The sequence below is a fragment of the Methylomarinovum caldicuralii genome (genome assembly GCF_033126985.1).
GTDB classification, from domain to species: Bacteria; Pseudomonadota; Gammaproteobacteria; order Methylococcales; family Methylothermaceae; genus Methylohalobius; species Methylohalobius caldicuralii.
This window is the reverse complement of the sequence record NZ_AP024714.1, coordinates 2,647,154-2,663,990: the sequence shown is the minus strand read 5'-3', so window position 1 is coordinate 2,663,990 and position 16,837 is coordinate 2,647,154. Positions and strand designations below refer to the sequence as shown.

The 16,837-nt window shown below is 65.2% G+C and carries 15 protein-coding genes; 11 read left to right on the top strand and 4 right to left on the bottom strand.

What is annotated here, in order from left to right; genetic code table 11:
• The first annotated feature begins 145 nt into the window (after window positions 1-145).
• The gene (locus MCIT9_RS13445; protein WP_317705381.1) at window positions 146-583 is read left to right on the top strand and encodes a YybH family protein; all 438 of its coding nucleotides are present in this window, start codon (window positions 146-148) and stop codon (window positions 581-583) included.
• Between the two features lie 83 nt (window positions 584-666).
• On the opposite strand, the gene ispG is transcribed toward MCIT9_RS13445, so the two are convergent.
• Entirely contained in the window at window positions 667-1,911 is a 1,245-nt protein-coding gene (gene ispG, locus MCIT9_RS13440; RefSeq protein ID WP_317705380.1) for a flavodoxin-dependent (E)-4-hydroxy-3-methylbut-2-enyl-diphosphate synthase, read from the bottom strand.
• 93 nt (window positions 1,912-2,004) lie between these two features.
• Here ispG and MCIT9_RS13435 point away from each other — a divergent pair, with 93 nt between their 5' ends.
• From MCIT9_RS13435 to MCIT9_RS13405, 7 genes are all read left to right on the top strand, one after another.
• Entirely contained in the window at window positions 2,005-2,730 is a 726-nt protein-coding gene (locus MCIT9_RS13435) for a metallophosphoesterase (protein WP_317705379.1), read from the top strand.
• Between the two features lie 72 nt (window positions 2,731-2,802).
• Window positions 2,803-3,558 (top strand): flagellar motor protein PomA, encoded by a 756-nt coding sequence (pomA, locus tag MCIT9_RS13430; protein ID WP_317705378.1) that lies wholly within the window; start codon window positions 2,803-2,805, stop codon window positions 3,556-3,558.
• Between the two features lie 2 nt (window positions 3,559-3,560).
• Window positions 3,561-4,406 (top strand): flagellar motor protein MotB, encoded by an 846-nt coding sequence (locus MCIT9_RS13425; RefSeq protein ID WP_317705377.1) that lies wholly within the window; start codon window positions 3,561-3,563, stop codon window positions 4,404-4,406.
• On the top strand, window positions 4,406-4,990 hold the full coding sequence (locus MCIT9_RS13420) for a PilZ domain-containing protein (protein WP_317705376.1): 585 nt from the start codon (window positions 4,406-4,408) through the stop codon (window positions 4,988-4,990). The genes MCIT9_RS13425 and MCIT9_RS13420 overlap by 1 nt, the downstream gene beginning before the upstream one ends.
• A gap of 37 nt (window positions 4,991-5,027) precedes the next feature.
• Window positions 5,028-6,008: a bifunctional biotin--[acetyl-CoA-carboxylase] ligase/biotin operon repressor BirA gene (gene birA, locus MCIT9_RS13415; protein ID WP_317705375.1), complete on the top strand. Its 981-nt coding sequence runs from the start codon at window positions 5,028-5,030 to the stop codon at window positions 6,006-6,008.
• A complete protein-coding gene (locus MCIT9_RS13410) occupies window positions 6,008-6,745 on the top strand; it encodes a type III pantothenate kinase (protein WP_317705374.1) in 738 nt (245 codons plus the stop codon). The genes birA and MCIT9_RS13410 overlap by 1 nt, the downstream gene beginning before the upstream one ends.
• Window positions 6,742-7,467 carry a hypothetical protein gene (locus MCIT9_RS13405; RefSeq protein WP_317705373.1) on the top strand — a complete coding sequence of 242 codons (726 nt, stop codon included), beginning with the start codon at window positions 6,742-6,744 and terminating at the stop codon, window positions 7,465-7,467. Before MCIT9_RS13410 ends, MCIT9_RS13405 begins: the two co-directional genes overlap by 4 nt.
• Here MCIT9_RS13405 and MCIT9_RS13400 read toward each other — a convergent pair.
• The 3 genes from MCIT9_RS13400 to ygfZ form a co-directional block, all read right to left on the bottom strand.
• Window positions 7,362-8,414 carry a COX15/CtaA family protein gene (locus tag MCIT9_RS13400; protein ID WP_317705372.1) on the bottom strand — a complete coding sequence of 351 codons (1,053 nt, stop codon included), beginning with the start codon at window positions 8,412-8,414 and terminating at the stop codon, window positions 7,362-7,364. The two genes, MCIT9_RS13405 and MCIT9_RS13400, sit on opposite strands and share 106 nt — an antisense overlap.
• Window positions 8,415-8,529: 115 nt before the next feature.
• Window positions 8,530-9,360 (bottom strand): HDOD domain-containing protein, encoded by an 831-nt coding sequence (locus MCIT9_RS13395; RefSeq protein WP_317705371.1) that lies wholly within the window; start codon window positions 9,358-9,360, stop codon window positions 8,530-8,532.
• Window positions 9,361-9,392: 32 nt separating this feature from the next.
• Window positions 9,393-10,265, bottom strand: a complete 873-nt coding sequence (ygfZ, locus tag MCIT9_RS13390) for a CAF17-like 4Fe-4S cluster assembly/insertion protein YgfZ (protein ID WP_317705370.1) — start codon at window positions 10,263-10,265, stop codon at window positions 9,393-9,395.
• Between the two features lie 182 nt (window positions 10,266-10,447).
• Between ygfZ and MCIT9_RS13385 the strand changes: the two genes are divergently transcribed.
• The 3 genes from MCIT9_RS13385 (at window position 10,448) to tnpC (ending at window position 16,671) form a co-directional block, all read left to right on the top strand.
• Window positions 10,448-13,222, top strand: a complete 2,775-nt coding sequence (locus MCIT9_RS13385; protein ID WP_317705369.1) for a PEP/pyruvate-binding domain-containing protein — start codon at window positions 10,448-10,450, stop codon at window positions 13,220-13,222.
• A 532-nt stretch (window positions 13,223-13,754) separates the two neighbouring features.
• Entirely contained in the window at window positions 13,755-15,089 is a 1,335-nt protein-coding gene (gene ltrA / locus MCIT9_RS13380) for a group II intron reverse transcriptase/maturase (protein ID WP_317704536.1), read from the top strand.
• Window positions 15,090-15,210: 121 nt separating this feature from the next.
• Window positions 15,211-16,671 carry an IS66 family transposase gene (gene tnpC, locus MCIT9_RS13375; RefSeq protein ID WP_317705368.1) on the top strand — a complete coding sequence of 487 codons (1,461 nt, stop codon included), beginning with the start codon at window positions 15,211-15,213 and terminating at the stop codon, window positions 16,669-16,671.
• The last annotated feature ends 166 nt before the right edge of the window (window positions 16,672-16,837 follow it).

Here is a 16,837-nt window from a genome sequence, read left to right as displayed (position 1 = left end):
GGCTATGGTGAACCGTGACGGTTGGTCATGTCCTTGCCGCAGATAATCTGCGCTAATTGTTTATTTTAGGTAAACAAATCGTATAAAGTTGAAAATATGTTGATAGATACTATAATAATCATGGATTCTAACTTTAGAACTAGGTATGGAGGTAATCACGATGAAGAAATGGTTGCTCGCAGCCGCTTTGACTTTGGGAGCAGGTGCCGCCTGGGCGGACGATGTGCCGCGTTCCGTGGACCAGACCGTCGCCCGCTGGAACCAGGCGCTGAATCAGGGCAGGGTGGATGAGCTGATGCACCTGTACGCCAAGGACGCGATGGTGTTGCTGCCTGATGGCAAGGTGATCAAGGATCCTAGGGAGATCCGCCGCTTCTGGGAGAAGGTGCTGGCGGCCCGGCACGGCCGCTTTGAAGTGGATGTGAACGACGTGCTGTCCGCCAAGGGCGACACCGTGGTGTCCACCCTGCGCTGGACCAATGTGGACGGGGAATTGAAATACGCCTACGACGGCGTTATCTACAACGTCTTCAAGAAGCAGGCCGACGGCACCTGGAAAGCCCAGGCGCAACGCTGGAACTGATGCTGAACTGAAATCCTGAATCCTTTCAGGAACCGCGGAAGAAAGGCCCCGGCAACGCCGGGATACCTTTCCAGGCGGTTTTTTTATGCCCGCTGTTTTTCGGCGGCCGGGCCGTAGTGGGTTTCCACGTAGCGCTCCACCAGGGCCTGGAATTCCTCGGCGATGCGGTCCCCCTTGAGGGTCACGGTCTTCTGGCCGTCCTCGTACACCGGCGCCACCGGGTTTTCGCCGGTGCCGGGCAGGCTGATGCCGATGTTGGCGTTCTTGCTTTCCCCCGGGCCGTTGACCACGCAGCCCATTACCGCCACGTGCATGTCCTCGACCCCGGGATAGCGGTCGCGCCACTCGGGCATCTTGCGCCGCAGGTAATCCTGGATCTGCTGCGCCAGGCGCTGGAAATAGTCGCTGGTGGTGCGGCCGCAGCCGGGGCAGGCTATGACCAGGGGGGTGAAGGCGCGTAGCCCCATGGTCTGGAGGATCTCCTGGGCGACGATGACCTCCTTGGTGCGCGAGGCGCCGGGCTCGGGGGTCAGGGAGATGCGGATGGTGTCGCCGATGCCCTGTTGCAGCAGCACCGCCAGGGCGGCGGTGGAGGCGACGATGCCCTTGGTGCCGATGCCTGCCTCGGTGAGGCCCAGATGCAGGGCGTAGTTGCAGCGTTGGGCCAGATCCTGATAGACGGCGATCAGTTCCTGCACCCCGCTCATCTTGCAGGAGATGACGATCTTCTCCGCCGGCAGACCCAGTTCCTCGGCCTTGGCGGCGCTTTCCAGGGCGGAAGTGACCACCGCATCGCGCATCACCTCGTCCAGATCGCGGGGATTGGCGGCGCGGGCGTTCTCATCCAGCAGACGGGCGAGCACCGCCTGATCCAGGCTGCCCCAGTTGACGCCGATGCGCACCGGCTTGTCGAACCGGAGGGCGAATTCAATCATCTGGGCGAACTGGGGATCGCGCTTGGACCCACGACCCACGTTGCCGGGATTGATGCGGAACTTGGCCAGGGACTCGCCGCAGGCCGGATGCTTGGCCAGCAGCCGGTGGCCGTTGAAATGGAAGTCGCCCACCAGGGGGACGTCGCAGCCGCGCCGGTCCAGTTCCTCGCGGATTTTGGGCACCGCAGCGGCGGCTTCTTCGGTATTGACGGTGAGGCGAACGATTTCGGAACCGGCCTGGGCCAGTTCCAGTACCTGCCTGACGGTGCCGTCCACATCCTCGGTGGCGGTGTTGGTCATGGACTGGACCACCACCGGGGCGCCGCCGCCGATCTGCACCTTGCCGACCTTGACGCCGATGGAGGACCTTCTGGGAATGGGGGGTGTGCTCATGGCTTCGAAGTGCGTTTCTGCTGCTAGTCTTGAATTAAGGGAATGCCGCCGAGCGGCACGGGATCGCAACATTATAAGGGAAAGCGGGGTTCGGTGAGGATTCATTATTTTTCCGACATCCACCTGGAATTCGGACCGCTGCAGTTGCCGGAAGTGGCCGCGGACGTGGTGGTCGCCGCCGGAGACATCGGCGTCGGCTTGCAGGGGATGAGCTGGCTGGCGCAGCTCGACAAACCGGTCATCTATGTGGCCGGCAACCACGAATTCTACAAGCATGACCATGTCGAGCTGCTGCCGCGGCTGGAGCAGGCGGCCCTGGGGACGCCGGTGCAGTTTCTGGAGAACAAGGTGCACGTGCTGGACGGGGTGCGTTTCCTCGGCTGCACCCTGTGGACCGATCTGGGCGCCGGGGACGAGGATGTCAGCCGCCTGGAGGACAGCGTCAACGATTTCCACCGGATCCGTTTCGACGGCCGTCCTTACCGCTTCGAACACTACCTCGCCCTGCACCGCCGCTCGCGGACCTGGCTGGCGCAGGCGCTGCAGCGGCCCTTTTCGGGCAAGACCGTGGTGGTGACGCACCACGCCCCCACCTTCTGGAGCTGGGACAACCGCCCCTCGGCCCTCAACCGTTTCGCCTACTGCAACGACCTGCGCGAGCTGATGTACGAGTACGACATCGCCGCCTGGTTCCACGGCCATACCCATGTGGTCTGGGATTATCGCTGCGGCGACACCCGCATCCTCTGCAATCCGCGCGGGTATCACGGTCGCAGGCCGGTCGAGGAATTCCGTCCGGACCGGGTGGTCGAGATTTGACCGCCTTTCCTTCCCGCATTTGCGTGCTACTTTTCTAGGTAGTGCTGCAAAAAAATGTGAGGAGGTTCACCCTTGGACATCGCAACCCTGGTCGGTCTGCTTGGCGGTCTCGGCATCATCGGGGCATCCATCGCCATGGGCGGCGACTTCATGTTGTTCGTCAACGTGCCGTCCATCCTGATCGTGTTCGGGGGCACCTTCATGGTGACCCTGATGCGCATCACCCTGGGGGATTTCTTCCGCTCCTTCGGGGTGGCGGCCAAGGCCTTCTTCAACAAGCCCGACGATCCGGCCAAGCTGATCGAGGAGGCGGTGCGCCTGGCGGACGTGGCGCGCAAGAACGGTCTGCTGGCGCTGGAGAACGAAACCGTGGAGAATCCCTTTCTACAGAAGGGCATCACCATGTGCGTGGACGGTCACGATCCGGCCCTGATCCGCAAGATGCTGACCGAGGAGATCAACCAGGCCATCACCCGTCACGAGGTGGGACAGGACATGTGGAAGTCCATCGGCGACATGGCCCCGGCCATGGGGATGATCGGCACCCTGATCGGCCTGGTGCAGATGCTCGCCAACATGTCCGACCCGGCCAGCATCGGTCCGGCGATGGCGGTGGCCCTGCTGACGACCCTGTACGGGGCGGTGATCGCCAACGCCTTCGCCATCCCCCTGGCGGACAAGCTGGCGCTGATCAGCGGCTACGAGAAGATCTCCAAGTCGCTGATCATCGAAACCATCAATGGCATTCAGGAGGGGATGAATCCCAAGGTGCTGGAAACCCTCCTCAATGCCTACGTGCCGGAAAAGAAACGAAGCGCAGGTGACTGATCATGGCTGAGGAAGAATGTCCCAAATGCCCCAGTGGGGCCCCGGCGTGGGTGATGACCTTCGCCGACCTGATGTCGCTGCTGATGTGTTTCTTCGTGCTGCTGTTGTCCTTCGCCACCATGGACGTGATCCGCTTCCGGCAGATGGCGGCGTCCCTGAAGAACGCCTTCGGGGTGCAGACGGAGATCGTCGCCTACGAAACCGTCAAGGGCACCAGCGTCATCGCCCAGCATTTCAGCCCGGCCACGGTGGAGCCCACGCCCCTGGACGAAATCCGCCAGTCCACCACCGAGGATCTCCCCAATCTCGACATTCCCGAATCCACGGAGGAGACGAAAGGCGAGGGGGAGATGGACAAGGAAGCCATGGAAAAGCTGCTGGCGGAGGAAAAGCGCAAGGAACTGGAAGCCGAGGCGGCCCGGATCCGCGAATCGCTGCTGGATGAGATCAAAGCCGGCAAGATCAGCGTGGAGATGAAGGAGGACAGGAGCATCATCCGCATCCATGAGAAGGGCTCCTTCCCCTCCGGCAGCGCGGTGCTCAACAGCGGTTTCGGTCCGGCGATGAAGAAGATCATCGACGTGGTCAAGCACAGCCGGGGCAAGGTGGTCGTCGCCGGCCACACCGACAACGTCCCCATCCGCACCGAGTGGTACCGTTCCAACTGGGAACTGTCGGCGGCGCGGGCGGTGACCGTGGCCCACGAACTGCTCAAGGGAGGCGTGGATTCCAAACGCCTGATGGTGGTCGGTTACGCCGACACCCAGCCGCTGGTGCCCAACACCAGTGCCGCCAACCGGGCGCGCAATCGGCGGGTCGAAATCATTCTGGAACAGGAGAAACACTGATGGAGACAAGCGAGCAACTGCCGGAACGCCGGCGTTTCTTCCGGGTCGAGGACGAGATTGTCCTGGTCTACCGCCCCATCGCTCCGGATGACATGCCGCCAGCGGAGGCGTTCCAAAATCAGCTGGTCGATCATTTTTCCCTGAACTCGACGTTGGCGTACCTGACCCAGGAATCCCAGGCGCAGCTGCGCCGCATCGAGCGCGAGAATCCGGCCGTGGCCGACTATCTCAAAACCCTGGATCGCAAGATCGAGGTGCTGGCCCAGGCCGTGATGATCAGCCACAACCATCTCGCCGACCAGCCGACCCACACGGTTAATCTGAGCGCCGCTGGTATCGCCTTCACCGCCGACCAACCGCTGGCGGAAGGCGACCTGCTGGAACTGAAGATGGTGCTGCCGCCCTCGCTGGTGGGAATCGTGACCTTCGGCCGGGTGGTCTACTGCACCCGCCAGCCGGAGGGATGGCGGGTCGGGGTGGACTTTCTCAGCATGCGCGAACAGGACCGGGAGGTACTGATCCGCCACGTGGTCAAGCGTCAGCTCACCCTGATCCGGGCCCGGAAGCATTCCTCGGAAGGCTGAATCTTACCGTCCTTTCGGCAAATATCGGGACAGGTGAATGCTGACGCCGGCGGCGCAAGCGCTGTTACACGAACTGGCCGACGGACGCTTTCATTCCGGAACCGCGCTGGCTGCCCGCTTAGGGATCAGCCGGGCGGCGGTGTGGAAGCGGATCCGCCAATTGCAGGCGGCGGGCGTGCCCGTCACTTCGGTGCCCGGGCGGGGATACCGTCTGTATCCGCCGCTGGAACTGCTGGATCCAGCGGCGATCGCAAGGGAACTCCAGACCCTCGGGGCGGAGGTCACGCCGGAGTTGACGATTCACGCTTGCGTGCCTTCCACCAATGCGTGGCTGCTGGCCCGGGCGGGCGGACTGCCCAAGGGCAGCGTCTGTCTGGCCGAAGCCCAGACCGCCGGGCGCGGCCGGCTGGGACGGCGCTGGGTGTCACCGTTCGGTTGCCATCTCTACCTGTCGCTGTTGTGGCGTTTCGAGGATGCGGCTGCCGCCGCAGGCTTGAGTCTTGCCGTCGGTGTGGCGGTACGCCAGGGACTGCTGCGGCTCGGCGTCGAGGGAATCGAGCTCAAGTGGCCCAACGACCTGCTCTGGCAGGGAAGCAAGCTCGCCGGCATCCTGATCGAGGCGGTCAGCGAGCAGCAGGGGCCCTGCAGCCTGGTGATCGGCGTGGGGGTGAACGGCACCATGCCGGCCGCGGCCGCCCGTCAGATCGATCAGCCCTGGGTGGACCTCCATACCCTGCTGGGGCATGCGCCGCCCCGCAACCGTCTGGCCGCCTGCGTGATCGCCGAGCTGCTGGCGCTGCTGCACGCTTACGAGGAGGCGGGGCCGGCGCTATGGCTGGAGCGCTGGCGGGCGCACAACTGCGTTCTCGGGCGTTCAGTGAGCGTACAGCAGGGGGCGCGGGTCTATACCGCCACCGCCGTGGACGTGGCGCCTGACGGCGCCCTGGTGCTGGTGGATGCCGCCGGGCGCCAGCACAAGGTCAACGCCGGCGATGTGAAACTGCGACTGGGCGCGTGATGGAATTGTTGGTGGACAGCGGCAACAGCCGTCTCAAATGGGCCGTGCTGGAACGCGGCGTGATCGGTCCGCTCCGGTCCGCGCCGGGAGGCCGGGATCTGACGCCGGCACAGCTGGACCGCCTCTGGGGGGAGCTGCCGGTTCCCGACAGGGTGTGGATCGCCAACGTCGCCGGTGAGTCCGTGGCCGCCTGTCTGGAACGCTGGCTGCAAAGCCGCTGGGGAAGGACAGGAAATTTCGTCTGCTCCCGGCGGGAGGACTGCGGGGTCCGCAGCGGTTATCGCGATCCCCAAAAGCTGGGGGTGGACCGCTGGCTGGCGTTGATCGCCGCCCGCCATCATCATCCCCTGCCAGCCTGTATCGTCGATTGCGGCACCGCCCTGACCCTGGACGTGCTCGACAGCAACGGTCGCCACCACGGCGGCCTGATCTGCCCCGGGGCAGCGTTGATGCGCCGCAGTCTGGGGCAGGGAACCGCGCAGGTGGAAGCAGAGGTGCACGAAACCGATGCGCTGCTGGGCGATCACACCGCCGCCGCCGTCACCCTCGGGGTGGAGGCGGCGCTGGCCGGTCTGGTGGAGCGAAGCCTGGCGCGGCTGGCGCCGCGCTGGCCTGACCTGCACCTGGTGCTGACCGGCGGGGATGCCGTCCGCCTGGCGCGTAATCTTTCCCGCCCCGCGCAACTGGCGCCGGATCTGGTGCTGCGGGGGCTGGCACTGGTCAGCCAGCAGGCATGAGCCGGCGGCTGACTTACATCCTTCTGGTCGCCAACCTGCTGTTCTTCCTGTGGGCGACATACGGCCGGAATACCGCGCCGCGGCAGCAGGCCGTCTCCGGCGTGCCCCTGGAACGCATCACCCTGGTGGACGAAGTACCCCGGGCACCCAGGCAGGCCGCCGAGACAGAACCGGAGACCGAGGTGCCCGCCGCAGCGCCGGTGACTCAGGGCGTCAAGCCCAAACCCCGTCCCCCCGTGCGGAGATCCCCATGCTATCGCCTCGGCCCGCTGGATGAGCGCGCGGCGGCCGTGCGCTTGCTGACCCAGTTTCTCCAGCTGGGGCTTGCCGCCCGGGTGGTCGAGGAGGAAGCCGAGGAGGTGACCGGTTACTGGCTGATGTATCCGCCGGCCGCCGATCTGGCGACGGCGCGCCGCAATCTGGCCCGGCTGCGGCAATTGGGGTGGAAGGACCTGTGGTTGTTCGAACGCGGCCGCTGGCGCGGGGCCATCTCCCTGGGGCTGTACACCCGGCGCAGCCGGGCCGAGGCACTGGCGGCGCAGCTACGCGCCCAGGGCGTCGAGGTGGAAATCCTGCCGCGCCGGGCCCGGGTGCGGCGTTTCTGGTTCGAATCGGCTCAGGATCCTTTCCCCGGCTGGCGGGCAGTGGCGGCCGCCGCTTGGGGTTGGTCGGTGAGATCCTGTGCCCGTTCGGCAGGGAATGCGGGCAGGCTGCAGCAGTAATGCAGCGTCATCAGCAGGGTGAACTGAATCCCGAAGATCAGATTGGCGATCAGCAGATGGAGCGGTTGCAGCAGCGGCGGTATCCCCAGCCGCTCCATGCCGATGCCGGTTCCCACCGCGAGGAAGACCGACAGCCCCAGCGCCAGGGTGAGGCGGAACAGCAGGTGCTGCTGCGGCAGCAGGCGCAACAGCCGCCACGCCATGGCCAGGTTGGCGCACAGCAACGCCAAGGCGAAACCCCGGTGCCAGTAGAACACCCACGGCAGTTCCTGCGGCCAGTGCCGGCGCCCGGTGAACTGGTGGGCTTTGGCGATGGCGTCCACCGCCTCGCGGACCTGGGCGCCGAGGCCGATCTGGATCAGGGTCATGAGTAACAGCGCCCCCATCAGCCAGACGTGGCGGCGTTGCAGGGAGCGGAGATGGAAGGGTGTCAGCGCCTCCCGTTCGGCCCGGATCAGCGCGTAGATCAGCAACGCGACGATGACCAGCGCCATCAGCATATGGGCGGTAATCATGAGGGGATGGAGGTTGCTGCTCACCACTACCGCCCCCAGCCAGCCCTGGAACACGACCAGCAGCAACGCGGCCAGCGCCGCATAGAACACCGGCGGATCGCCGCGCCGGAAGGGCAGGGCGGCCCAGACCGTGAGGATGATAAGCAGGCCGGTGGTCACCCCGGTGAGACGGTTGAGGTATTCGGTCCAGGTCTTGACCGGATTGAAGCGGGTGTCGGCATACCCCCGCTGGGCGTAGATTTCGTGGTAATTGGCCGGTAGCTGGGATTCGTCGGTGGGCGGGATCCACTGCCCGAAGCAGGTGGGCCAGTCGGGACAGCCCATGCCGGCGCCCGAGGCCCGGACGATGGCGCCCACGAGGATCAGGAAATAGACCGCGGCGATGGTGAGGGTGCCGATGCGGCGGAAGCGGCGCAGGGTGTCCTCGTGCATGTCGGTTTCCGGTGGTGGCTCGTTGGAATGCCAATGATACACCAACCTTCGGAGCCACCGGCACCGCGCACCGCCCATCCGCCGGCGGCCGTCCCTGCGGCTCCCGCCACGGGTGTCAGGCGAAGATCTGACGGGTTGCGTCAATGCCCTCGATTTCGACGACCTCGATGTCCGGCGTCAGCCCCAGGCGGCTGAAGGCGCCGATGGCGGTGGTATCGACCGGTGGCTCCTTTCCCTGATCGGCCAGATGTTCCAGGTAGGCGACCTGGATGATGTCCACGTAATCCGCCTCCCCGTCGGCGGTCTGGCGGTCCCACTGACGGTATTCGCTGACGACCCGGCGTAGCGTCTCAGGGAAGTTCCAGTGGCTCAGGATCAAAGCGCCGATGGTGGGATGGAGTTCGTCGAGCAGTTGGTCGAGGGCGGCCTGGTCCTTGGCAGGTTCCCGGTTGCAGTTGGCCAGCACCAGGATGGGGAGTTTGCCGATCTGGTGAATGAGCCCGGCCAGGAGTGCTTGCTCTGCGTTCAGGTGGGGGGTGAGGGTCGCCAGGGCACGGCTGATGGCGGCGACCTCGACGCTGGTGCGCCAGATGTCCCGGAAGTAGCGCTCCAGCAGGGCGGAATCGGGCTGAAAGAGTTGCTTCATCGCCAGAGCGGTGATGAGGGTTCGCACGGTGTCGTATCCCAGGCGCGTGATCGCTATCTGCAGGTTGGTGATCTCAGTGCGGGCGCGGTAGAGGGGGCTGTTGGCCACCTGCAGCAGCCGGGCGCTGAGGGCGGCGTCCTCGGCGATCAGGTCCGCCAGCCGGGAAGCGGTCGTATTGCCGTCTTCCACCGCAGCGCGCACTTTGAGGGCGACCTCAGGCAGCGTCGGCAGGGTAATGCTGTCCTTTTCGATTTCTTCCTTCAGACGATCGAGAAATTGCTGGGCGTTGACGACTTGCATGATGATCGGAATTCCCGTGTTGGTTGATGGGCTCAAGGAGCAGTATAGGCAAGATCGTGCTGCTGCAGCGGGCGCTGCGGCATGGATGCCAGCCGGAGCGCGGAATCATGAACCGCATCACAGCGGACCACCGCGAGCAGTTCCGCCCCTTTTGCAGCCTGGGCGGAATTGACCACCTGCCCGACGCCTTCCTCCCCGGCGAGCAGCGCCGTGCCGGGGGGCGGCGGTTCGGCGCCGGCGGCGAAGAAGCGGTACAGCCGCCGTTTGACCTGGCCGCGGTAGTGGGCCCGGGCGACGATTTCCTGGCCGGTGTAACAGCCCTTGTCGAAACTGACGCCGCCGAGCAGGTCGAGGTTGAGCATCTGGGGCAGGAAGCGGCCGCTGGTGGCTGCGGTCACCCAGGGCAGACCGCTGCGGATGTCATACAGGCGCCAGCGTGCCGGCGGCGCCTCACGGGCTTCTGACAGCCGCAGTCCCGCTTCCAGATCGGCTTGCTGTCCCAGCAGCAGCCAGCGGGGCTGGGCGTCGGGCATCCGAATCCAGGCGATCCGGCCGATCCAGGCGCTTTCGTCCACCGCCCGGGGGAGCGTTTGCGGCAGCCGGGGAAGCTCGCCCCGGACTCCGAGACAGGCCCATTCCGTCACCGTTAGGGTGACGTCGGCACGCAGCACGTAACGGCGCAGGTGTTGCGCGATTTCCTCCGCCAGATCGGCGGCCAGAACCAGCAGGAACGCCGCATCGCGTCTCAGAATCCTGAAGTTCGCCAGCACCCGTCCCTGGGGAGTGCAGACGGCGCCCAGGCCGCTTCGGTTCTCATCGATACGGCGCACGTCACAGGTGACCTGGCCCTGAAGGAAGACGGCCGCATCGCGGCCGCCAACCTCCACCACGGCCAGATCGGTCACGGGCGTTATTTCCGGGATATTTGAAGGTATGGTCATGGTTCTTTCCATTTTTGAGAGCCGGTTCACAGAAATTGACTATGATTTATGGTGGGCGTCACGAAACTGTCATATTTCGTGACGGTACAGCGTGCCGTGGAGAAACGGATTCTGCCATGGCGCGTTGCCAATGAGGAGGGGAAACAATGACAACAACAACGGGCCATCGCCGCCCGACGCCTTTCGTTTGGGTGTCGTTCCTGCTGATCACCACGCCGGCCTGGGGAATTCCCTCGCCGGATCTGCTCATCAATTTTTCCGCCAGCGCCGCCCAGCTATTGGGACTGCTGTCGGTCATGGTGGGTGGCTTCGCCTACCGGGCCGGCGCCCATCCGGCCTGCCGCACCGAACGGCGGCGCCAGTGGCGCTGGGTGTTCCGGGGTGCGCTCCTGGGATTGGCGGTGTCGGTCGGATTCAACGTTTTTCAGTATACCCAGCAGCTCGACGAGGAAAACCGCCGCCTGCGCCTCAACCTGATCCGCCCCTCGGTGGAGGAGGGCAGGCAGGTGGGGGATGTGTCCCTCAAGACCCTGTCCTTCAGCGAGCAGCTGCAGCACCCGCTGGGGATCGGCACCGATGAACTGGCCCGCTGGCTGGAAACTGGCCAGCCGCTCAATCTCATCGATATCCGCGAACCGGAGGAAGTGGAAAAGGGCAGGATCCCGGGCAGCTGGCACATCCGCTATCCCGATCTGCGCCGCCAGCCCGAACGTCTGCTCAAACCGGGGGCCCGGACCGTGCTGTTGTGCTTCTCCGGCAACCGCAGCTCGGAGCTGTGCGAATACTTCCACGAACGCGGTTACGACTGCCGGTTCCTGATCGGCGGTTACGAGAAATGGATCGCCGAGAACCGGCCGCTGGAAATGGCCGAGGGGCGCTCGCCCGACACCCTGAGTGATCTGCCCGATTACCCCAACAAGGATGTCCTGCTCGAAACCGCGCAGGTGGTCGAGCGGGTGCGAAAGGACAACGCCCTGTTCGTGGACGTGCGCTATCCGGGGGATTTCGACCGCGGTCATCTGCCCGGTGCGGTCAACCTGCCCATCCGCAAGCTGCCCAGCGCCGAACTGGAGTCGCGCCTGCGGGCCCTGCCCAAAGACCGCCCCGTCATCGCCCCCTGCTACGACAAGCGCAGCTGCTTCTACGCCCAGATTCTGGGATTGCGTCTGAGCCGCCTCGGCTATGACTTCCTTGGCCGTTACACTCTGCCGCACGAATTCTACCTGCCACGGGCTGACAAGGCCCACGTGGCCCAATGGAAGGCGAGCCGGGAGGGCCGTTCCCTGCTGGACTGGGCCGCCGCGCCGCTGGAGGGGGCCATGCTGCGGCTGGAGGCGCTCAGCGGTCACCTCCTGATCGCCATCGCCATCCTGGTGGCGGCGCTGCGTCTCGGCTTCTGGCCCTGGAGCCTCAAGGCCGAACGGGATCAGCTGGTCCAGCGTCGGCTGGCCGGTGAGGTGCAGGCGATCAAGGACCGTTTTCCGGACGACGAGCCCCGGGCGGGACGCGAGATCATGCGCCTGTACCGCCGCCACGGCCTGACCCCGGGCCGCAATCTGATCGCCTCACTGTTGCAGATCGGCCTGTTTCTGGTGCTGTTCCGGGTCGTCGATCAGGCCGCCAAAGCCCGGCCGCAGGCCTTCGCCTGGCTGGACGATCTGGGGCGGCCCGATCCGCTCCACCTGCTGCCGGCTGCGGTGGGGCTGGCCCTGCTCGTGTACCTGGAATGGACCGGGGGCCCTAGGGCCCGGCCCAAGCGCCTGCTGGCCTGGGGGTTTGCCGTTGGCATCGCCGCCCTGGCCTGGCGTCTGAGCGCGGCGGTCAACCTTTACCTGCTCATGGGAGTGGCGATGATCGCGCTCCAGAGCGCGGTCGCCCGCTGGCATTTCCGGCGCGAGCGGCGGGAGCGCTTCCCCGAGCCGGTCGCCGACGATCCCGGTATCGTGCCGCTGGCCACCGCCCATCGTTATCGCGGCAGCGGCAACAAGGCCATCCGCCTGGGGCAGATGATGGCGGCGGGACTGCCGGTGCCGGACGGCTTCGTCCTCACCAACCGGGTACTGTGTGGCGATCTGGACGAATCCGCCTGGCGGCGCATCCGCCGTCTGTGGCGGCGCCTGAAATGCGGGCGGGTGGCGGTGCGCAGCTCCGGAGTCAACGAGGATGGCGCCGAACAGAGTTACGCCGGGGTGTTCGAATCCAAGCTGGGGGTGAGCTGGGAAACCCTGCCCCAGGCCCTGGAGGAAGTGCAGGCATCGTTCCGTTCCGTCCGTGCCAGCGCCTACGGCGGCAACGGAGACGAGCCTGCCGGGGTGGTGGTGCAGAAGATGGTGCCGGCCCGCTATGCTGGCGTGCTGTTCACCGAACATCCGGCCACCAGCGGCTGTCAGCTGGTGGAGATGGTGGCGGGGTTGGGCGAGTCCCTGGTCAGTGGTACCGCCACGCCGACCGCTTACCGTTTCGGCCGCCTCAGCGGCCGGCTGCTGGAAAAGGAGGTCCCGCCCATCGACCTGGCGCCGCTGCTGGCACTGGGCCGGCAGGTGGAGGTGCTGTTCGGTCGCCCCCAAGACATCGAATGGGCCTATGCCGACGACCGCTTCTATCTGCTCCAAGCCCGGGACATCACGGTGTCGGCGGCCGATGCCGATCCCGACGAGGCCGAGCGCCGCCGCCTGCTGACCCTGTTGCGCCCTTACCCGGCCACCGAGCCGGTGCTGGAGCAAAACGAGCTGTCGGAGCTGCTGCCGCGGCCGACACCGCTGAGCTTCTCGCTGATGGAACGGCTGTGGGCGCCGGGCGGCAGCACCGACCTGGCCTGCCGCCTGCTGGGCATGCCCTACGATGTGGCCGAGGATTCGCCGCCGCTGCTGGTGACCGTTCATTGCGCCAGGCCAAGCCTGGAGAAGGAGGAAGTTATGTAGAAGGAAAGACATCGCTGAAACCTTCAGAGCGACCTGACAGGTGCAAGTCCTGTCCGGCCAAGGCTGGCCACCAGCCGGAACCGAGTGTTGCGTGGTCGAGGAGCGATCCCGACTGCGAAGCGTACACAGGGGGCCTGTAGGCCGCGTGATGGAGCCTCGAAAGTACGGAATGCGGAGCCGACGTTGTTGAACGGACGGAAGGCAACAGGGGTGGTGCTGTACTGGCCTGGCATCATCCCTCCGCCGGGGTCGAAGAGCGGGGCATGCAGGGCAAGGGTCGCCCAGGAACCTGGGAGGGCTCGATCACTCCTTGCGGGAAGAGCGGTGCGGGCGCCGTGTGAGAAAAGGCCCAGGCCCATCGGAGCGGTGTCCGGCCGATGGGAGCGAACGGGACACGAAGCAGGGTACCGGCGCGCGAAGGCGACGAAGCGCGCTGGGAAGGTGATCGAGCAATCGGAGCCTGCCGATAGTACCTGGGAAGTCGGGGAACCTGCCCCAAGGGACCCGATGGAGGGAAGCGGCAGGTCGGACGATGGGGCTTTCGGAGGGACAGATGGCCGGGACATCGAGCCAGGAGAACATCTCAACACGACAACGGAAGCTAGCGGAACTGGCCCGGATCGAACCGAAGCTGGAACTGACCACGATTGCCCACCACATCGACGTGGTGTGGCTGGAAGAAGCCTGGCGGCGCACCCGCAAGGACGGGGCCGCCGGGGTGGACGGCGTGACTGCATCCCAATACGCAGCCGACTTAGAGGAGAACCTGACGCGCCTGCTGGAACGGTTCAAGACCGGCCGGTATCGGGCGCCTGCGGTACGGCGCGTCCACCTGCCCAAGCCGGGAACGGGAAAGACCCGCCCGATCGGCATTCCCACGCTGGAAGACAAGGTGCTGCAACGGGCGGTGCTGATGGCGCTGGAACCCATCTTCGAGCAGGACTTTCTCGACTGCGCCTACGGGTTCCGGCCCGGACGCAGTGCCCACCAGGCCCTGGAGAGGCTATGGGGCGGGCTGATGGCCATGGGCGGTGGCTGGGTCATCGACCTGGACATCCAAAACTTCTTCGACGACGTGGACCGGGACCGGCTGCGGAACTTTCTGGGGCAGAGGGTGCGCGACGGCGTGATCTGCCGCGTGATCGGTAAATGGCTGAATGCCGGTGTCATGGAAGGCGGACAGCTTCACTACCCCGAACAAGGGACACCGCAAGGTGGGGTGATCTCCCCACTGCTGGCCAACCTCTACCTGCATCACGTGCTCGACCTGTGGTTCGAGCAGACGGTCAAACCGCGACTGCAAGGCAGCGCCTTCGAAGTCCGGTTCGCCGACGATGCGGTCCTGGTGTTCAAACGGGAAGAAGACGCCCGGCGGGTATTGGCCGTTCTGGGCAAGCGCCTGGCCAAATACGGCCTGCGCCTGCACCCGGACAAAACCCGCCTGCTCGACTTCAGAAAACCCGGACGGAAAGGCCAGAGCTTCCAATACCTGGGATTCACCCACTACTGGGGACGCTCAAGGAAAGGGCGTTGGGTCGTCAAACGCAAGACCGCCCAAGCCCGGCTCAGCCGCTCCCTGCAGGCGATCAACCACTGGTGCCGGATGCACCGCCACTGGCCGGTTGCAGACCAACAAGCGGCCCTGAGCCGCAAACTCAAGGGGCATTATGCCTACTATGGGATCGTCGGCAACAGCCAATCGCTGGCCCGCTTCCTGTACGAGGTCAGACGGCGCTGGTACAAATGGTTGTCCCGCCGCAACCGGGAACGGATGAACTGGGACCATTTTGGGCGGCTGTACAAACGATACCCACTCCCCCCACCGCGCGTGGTTCACGGAATTGCCCGTTGCGTAGCGACGCCATAGTCCGAGGAGCCGGATGCCTTAATCGGGCACGTCCGGATCTGTGGGAACCGCGGGTGAGCAATCGCCCGCGGTCACCCGGCCGGTCTTGCCAAGTGCCTGAAGATTCAGGAGAATGCGGGCCATGGAAAGACTTGATCTGGACCTGAGCCGCCCACCTCCCTTGCCCGGGACGGTGGAGGAATGCCACCGGGTGATCGAAGCGCTTTGGCGGGCGCTGGGAGAATTTCAGCAGATCCAGGCGCGAGTGGAAGAACTGGAGGAACAGTTGGCCTTGGGGTCCGACAATTCCTCCCAACCACCTTCCCAGGACAGCACGAAGAAGCGCGCCGAGCGCAAGGGCAAGCGACCGACGGGACGCAAGAAAGGGGCGCAGGTGGGACATCCCAGGCACGAGCGGGCTCTGGTTCCGGCAGAAGCAGTGGACGAGGTCCGGCATTACTTTCCCCATGGCCGCTGCGAGTGCGGTGGGTCGGTGGCGGTGCGGGGATTCCGTCCCCATCAGGTGTTCGACCTGCCCGAGATTCGTTACCGGGTGGTCGAACACCGGGTGTATGAAGGCCGCTGTGGGTGGTGTGGTCAGAAGCACCAGGGGCGGCTACCGGATGAGGTTCCCCGCGGCCAGATGGGACCTGGGCTGGTGGCGTGGATTGGCTTGATGACGGGGCGCTATCACCTGTCGCTGCGGGAAGTCGAAGCGCTGCTGGAAGAACAATGGGGTCTGAGATTCAGCCTGGGGGCGATCAGCCAGAGCCAGATCCCGCTGCAGGCGTGGCTGGGTCCGGTCTACAACCAGATTGGCGAGGCGGTCAGAAAAGCGCTGATCGCCCATGCCGACGAGACCCGCCACTACCGGGGCCGCAGCATCTATTGGCTGTGGGCGCTGACGACCGATCAGATGGCGTATTTCCTGACCCATTATTCCCGCGGCAAGGGTGCGGCCGGTGAGCTGTTGGGGGATTTCCAGGGAATCCTGGTGACCGACCGCCACGGGGCCTACAACGACCATCCCCAGGACTCACACCAATACTGCTGGGCGCATCTCATCCGCAACCTGGAACGGATCGCCGGGCGCAAGGGACAGGCCGGCGAAGATGGCGAACGCCTGCTCCGGGCCGCCCGCCTGACGGTTCACTGCGGCAAGCTCTGGCAACAGAGCCATTACCCATCCGACCGCTACCGAAGGCGATTGGAACGCCTCAAAGCCCTCTTCCGGCGCGAACTGGAACAGGCCGCCCAAAGACATGGCGACAACAAAACCGGTCGCAGCTGCCGCAAGTTGTTGGACGATTTTCCCAGGTTCTGGACCTTCCCGGACCATCCCGGGGTACCGATGACCAACAACACGGCAGAGCGTGCCCTACGCCCCTATGTCATCTGGCGCAAGACCAGTTTCTTCAGCCAGTCGCATCGCGGTGACTGCTTCCGACCCATGATCCTGTCGCTGGTCGAAACCTGCAAGCGCCTCAAGATCGGCGTCTATCAGACCCTGCGGACCATCTGCGCCCAGGGCATGGCAGAGGGCGAGGTCACCTTCCGCCTGCCCCTGCCGGAACCTCAACCACTTCCAGTGGCAAGCCCGTGAACGGTAACTGCGGCGTTCCTCTTCGGCCAGGGCGGCGGCCTTCTTTTCCAGATAGGTGCGGTAGTCGCCGGGCCAGGAGGTCAGTTGGCCGCGGTCGAGATCGACGATGCGGGTGGCCAGTTTCTGCAGAAAGGTGCGGTCGTGGGTGACGAACAGCAGGCTGCCG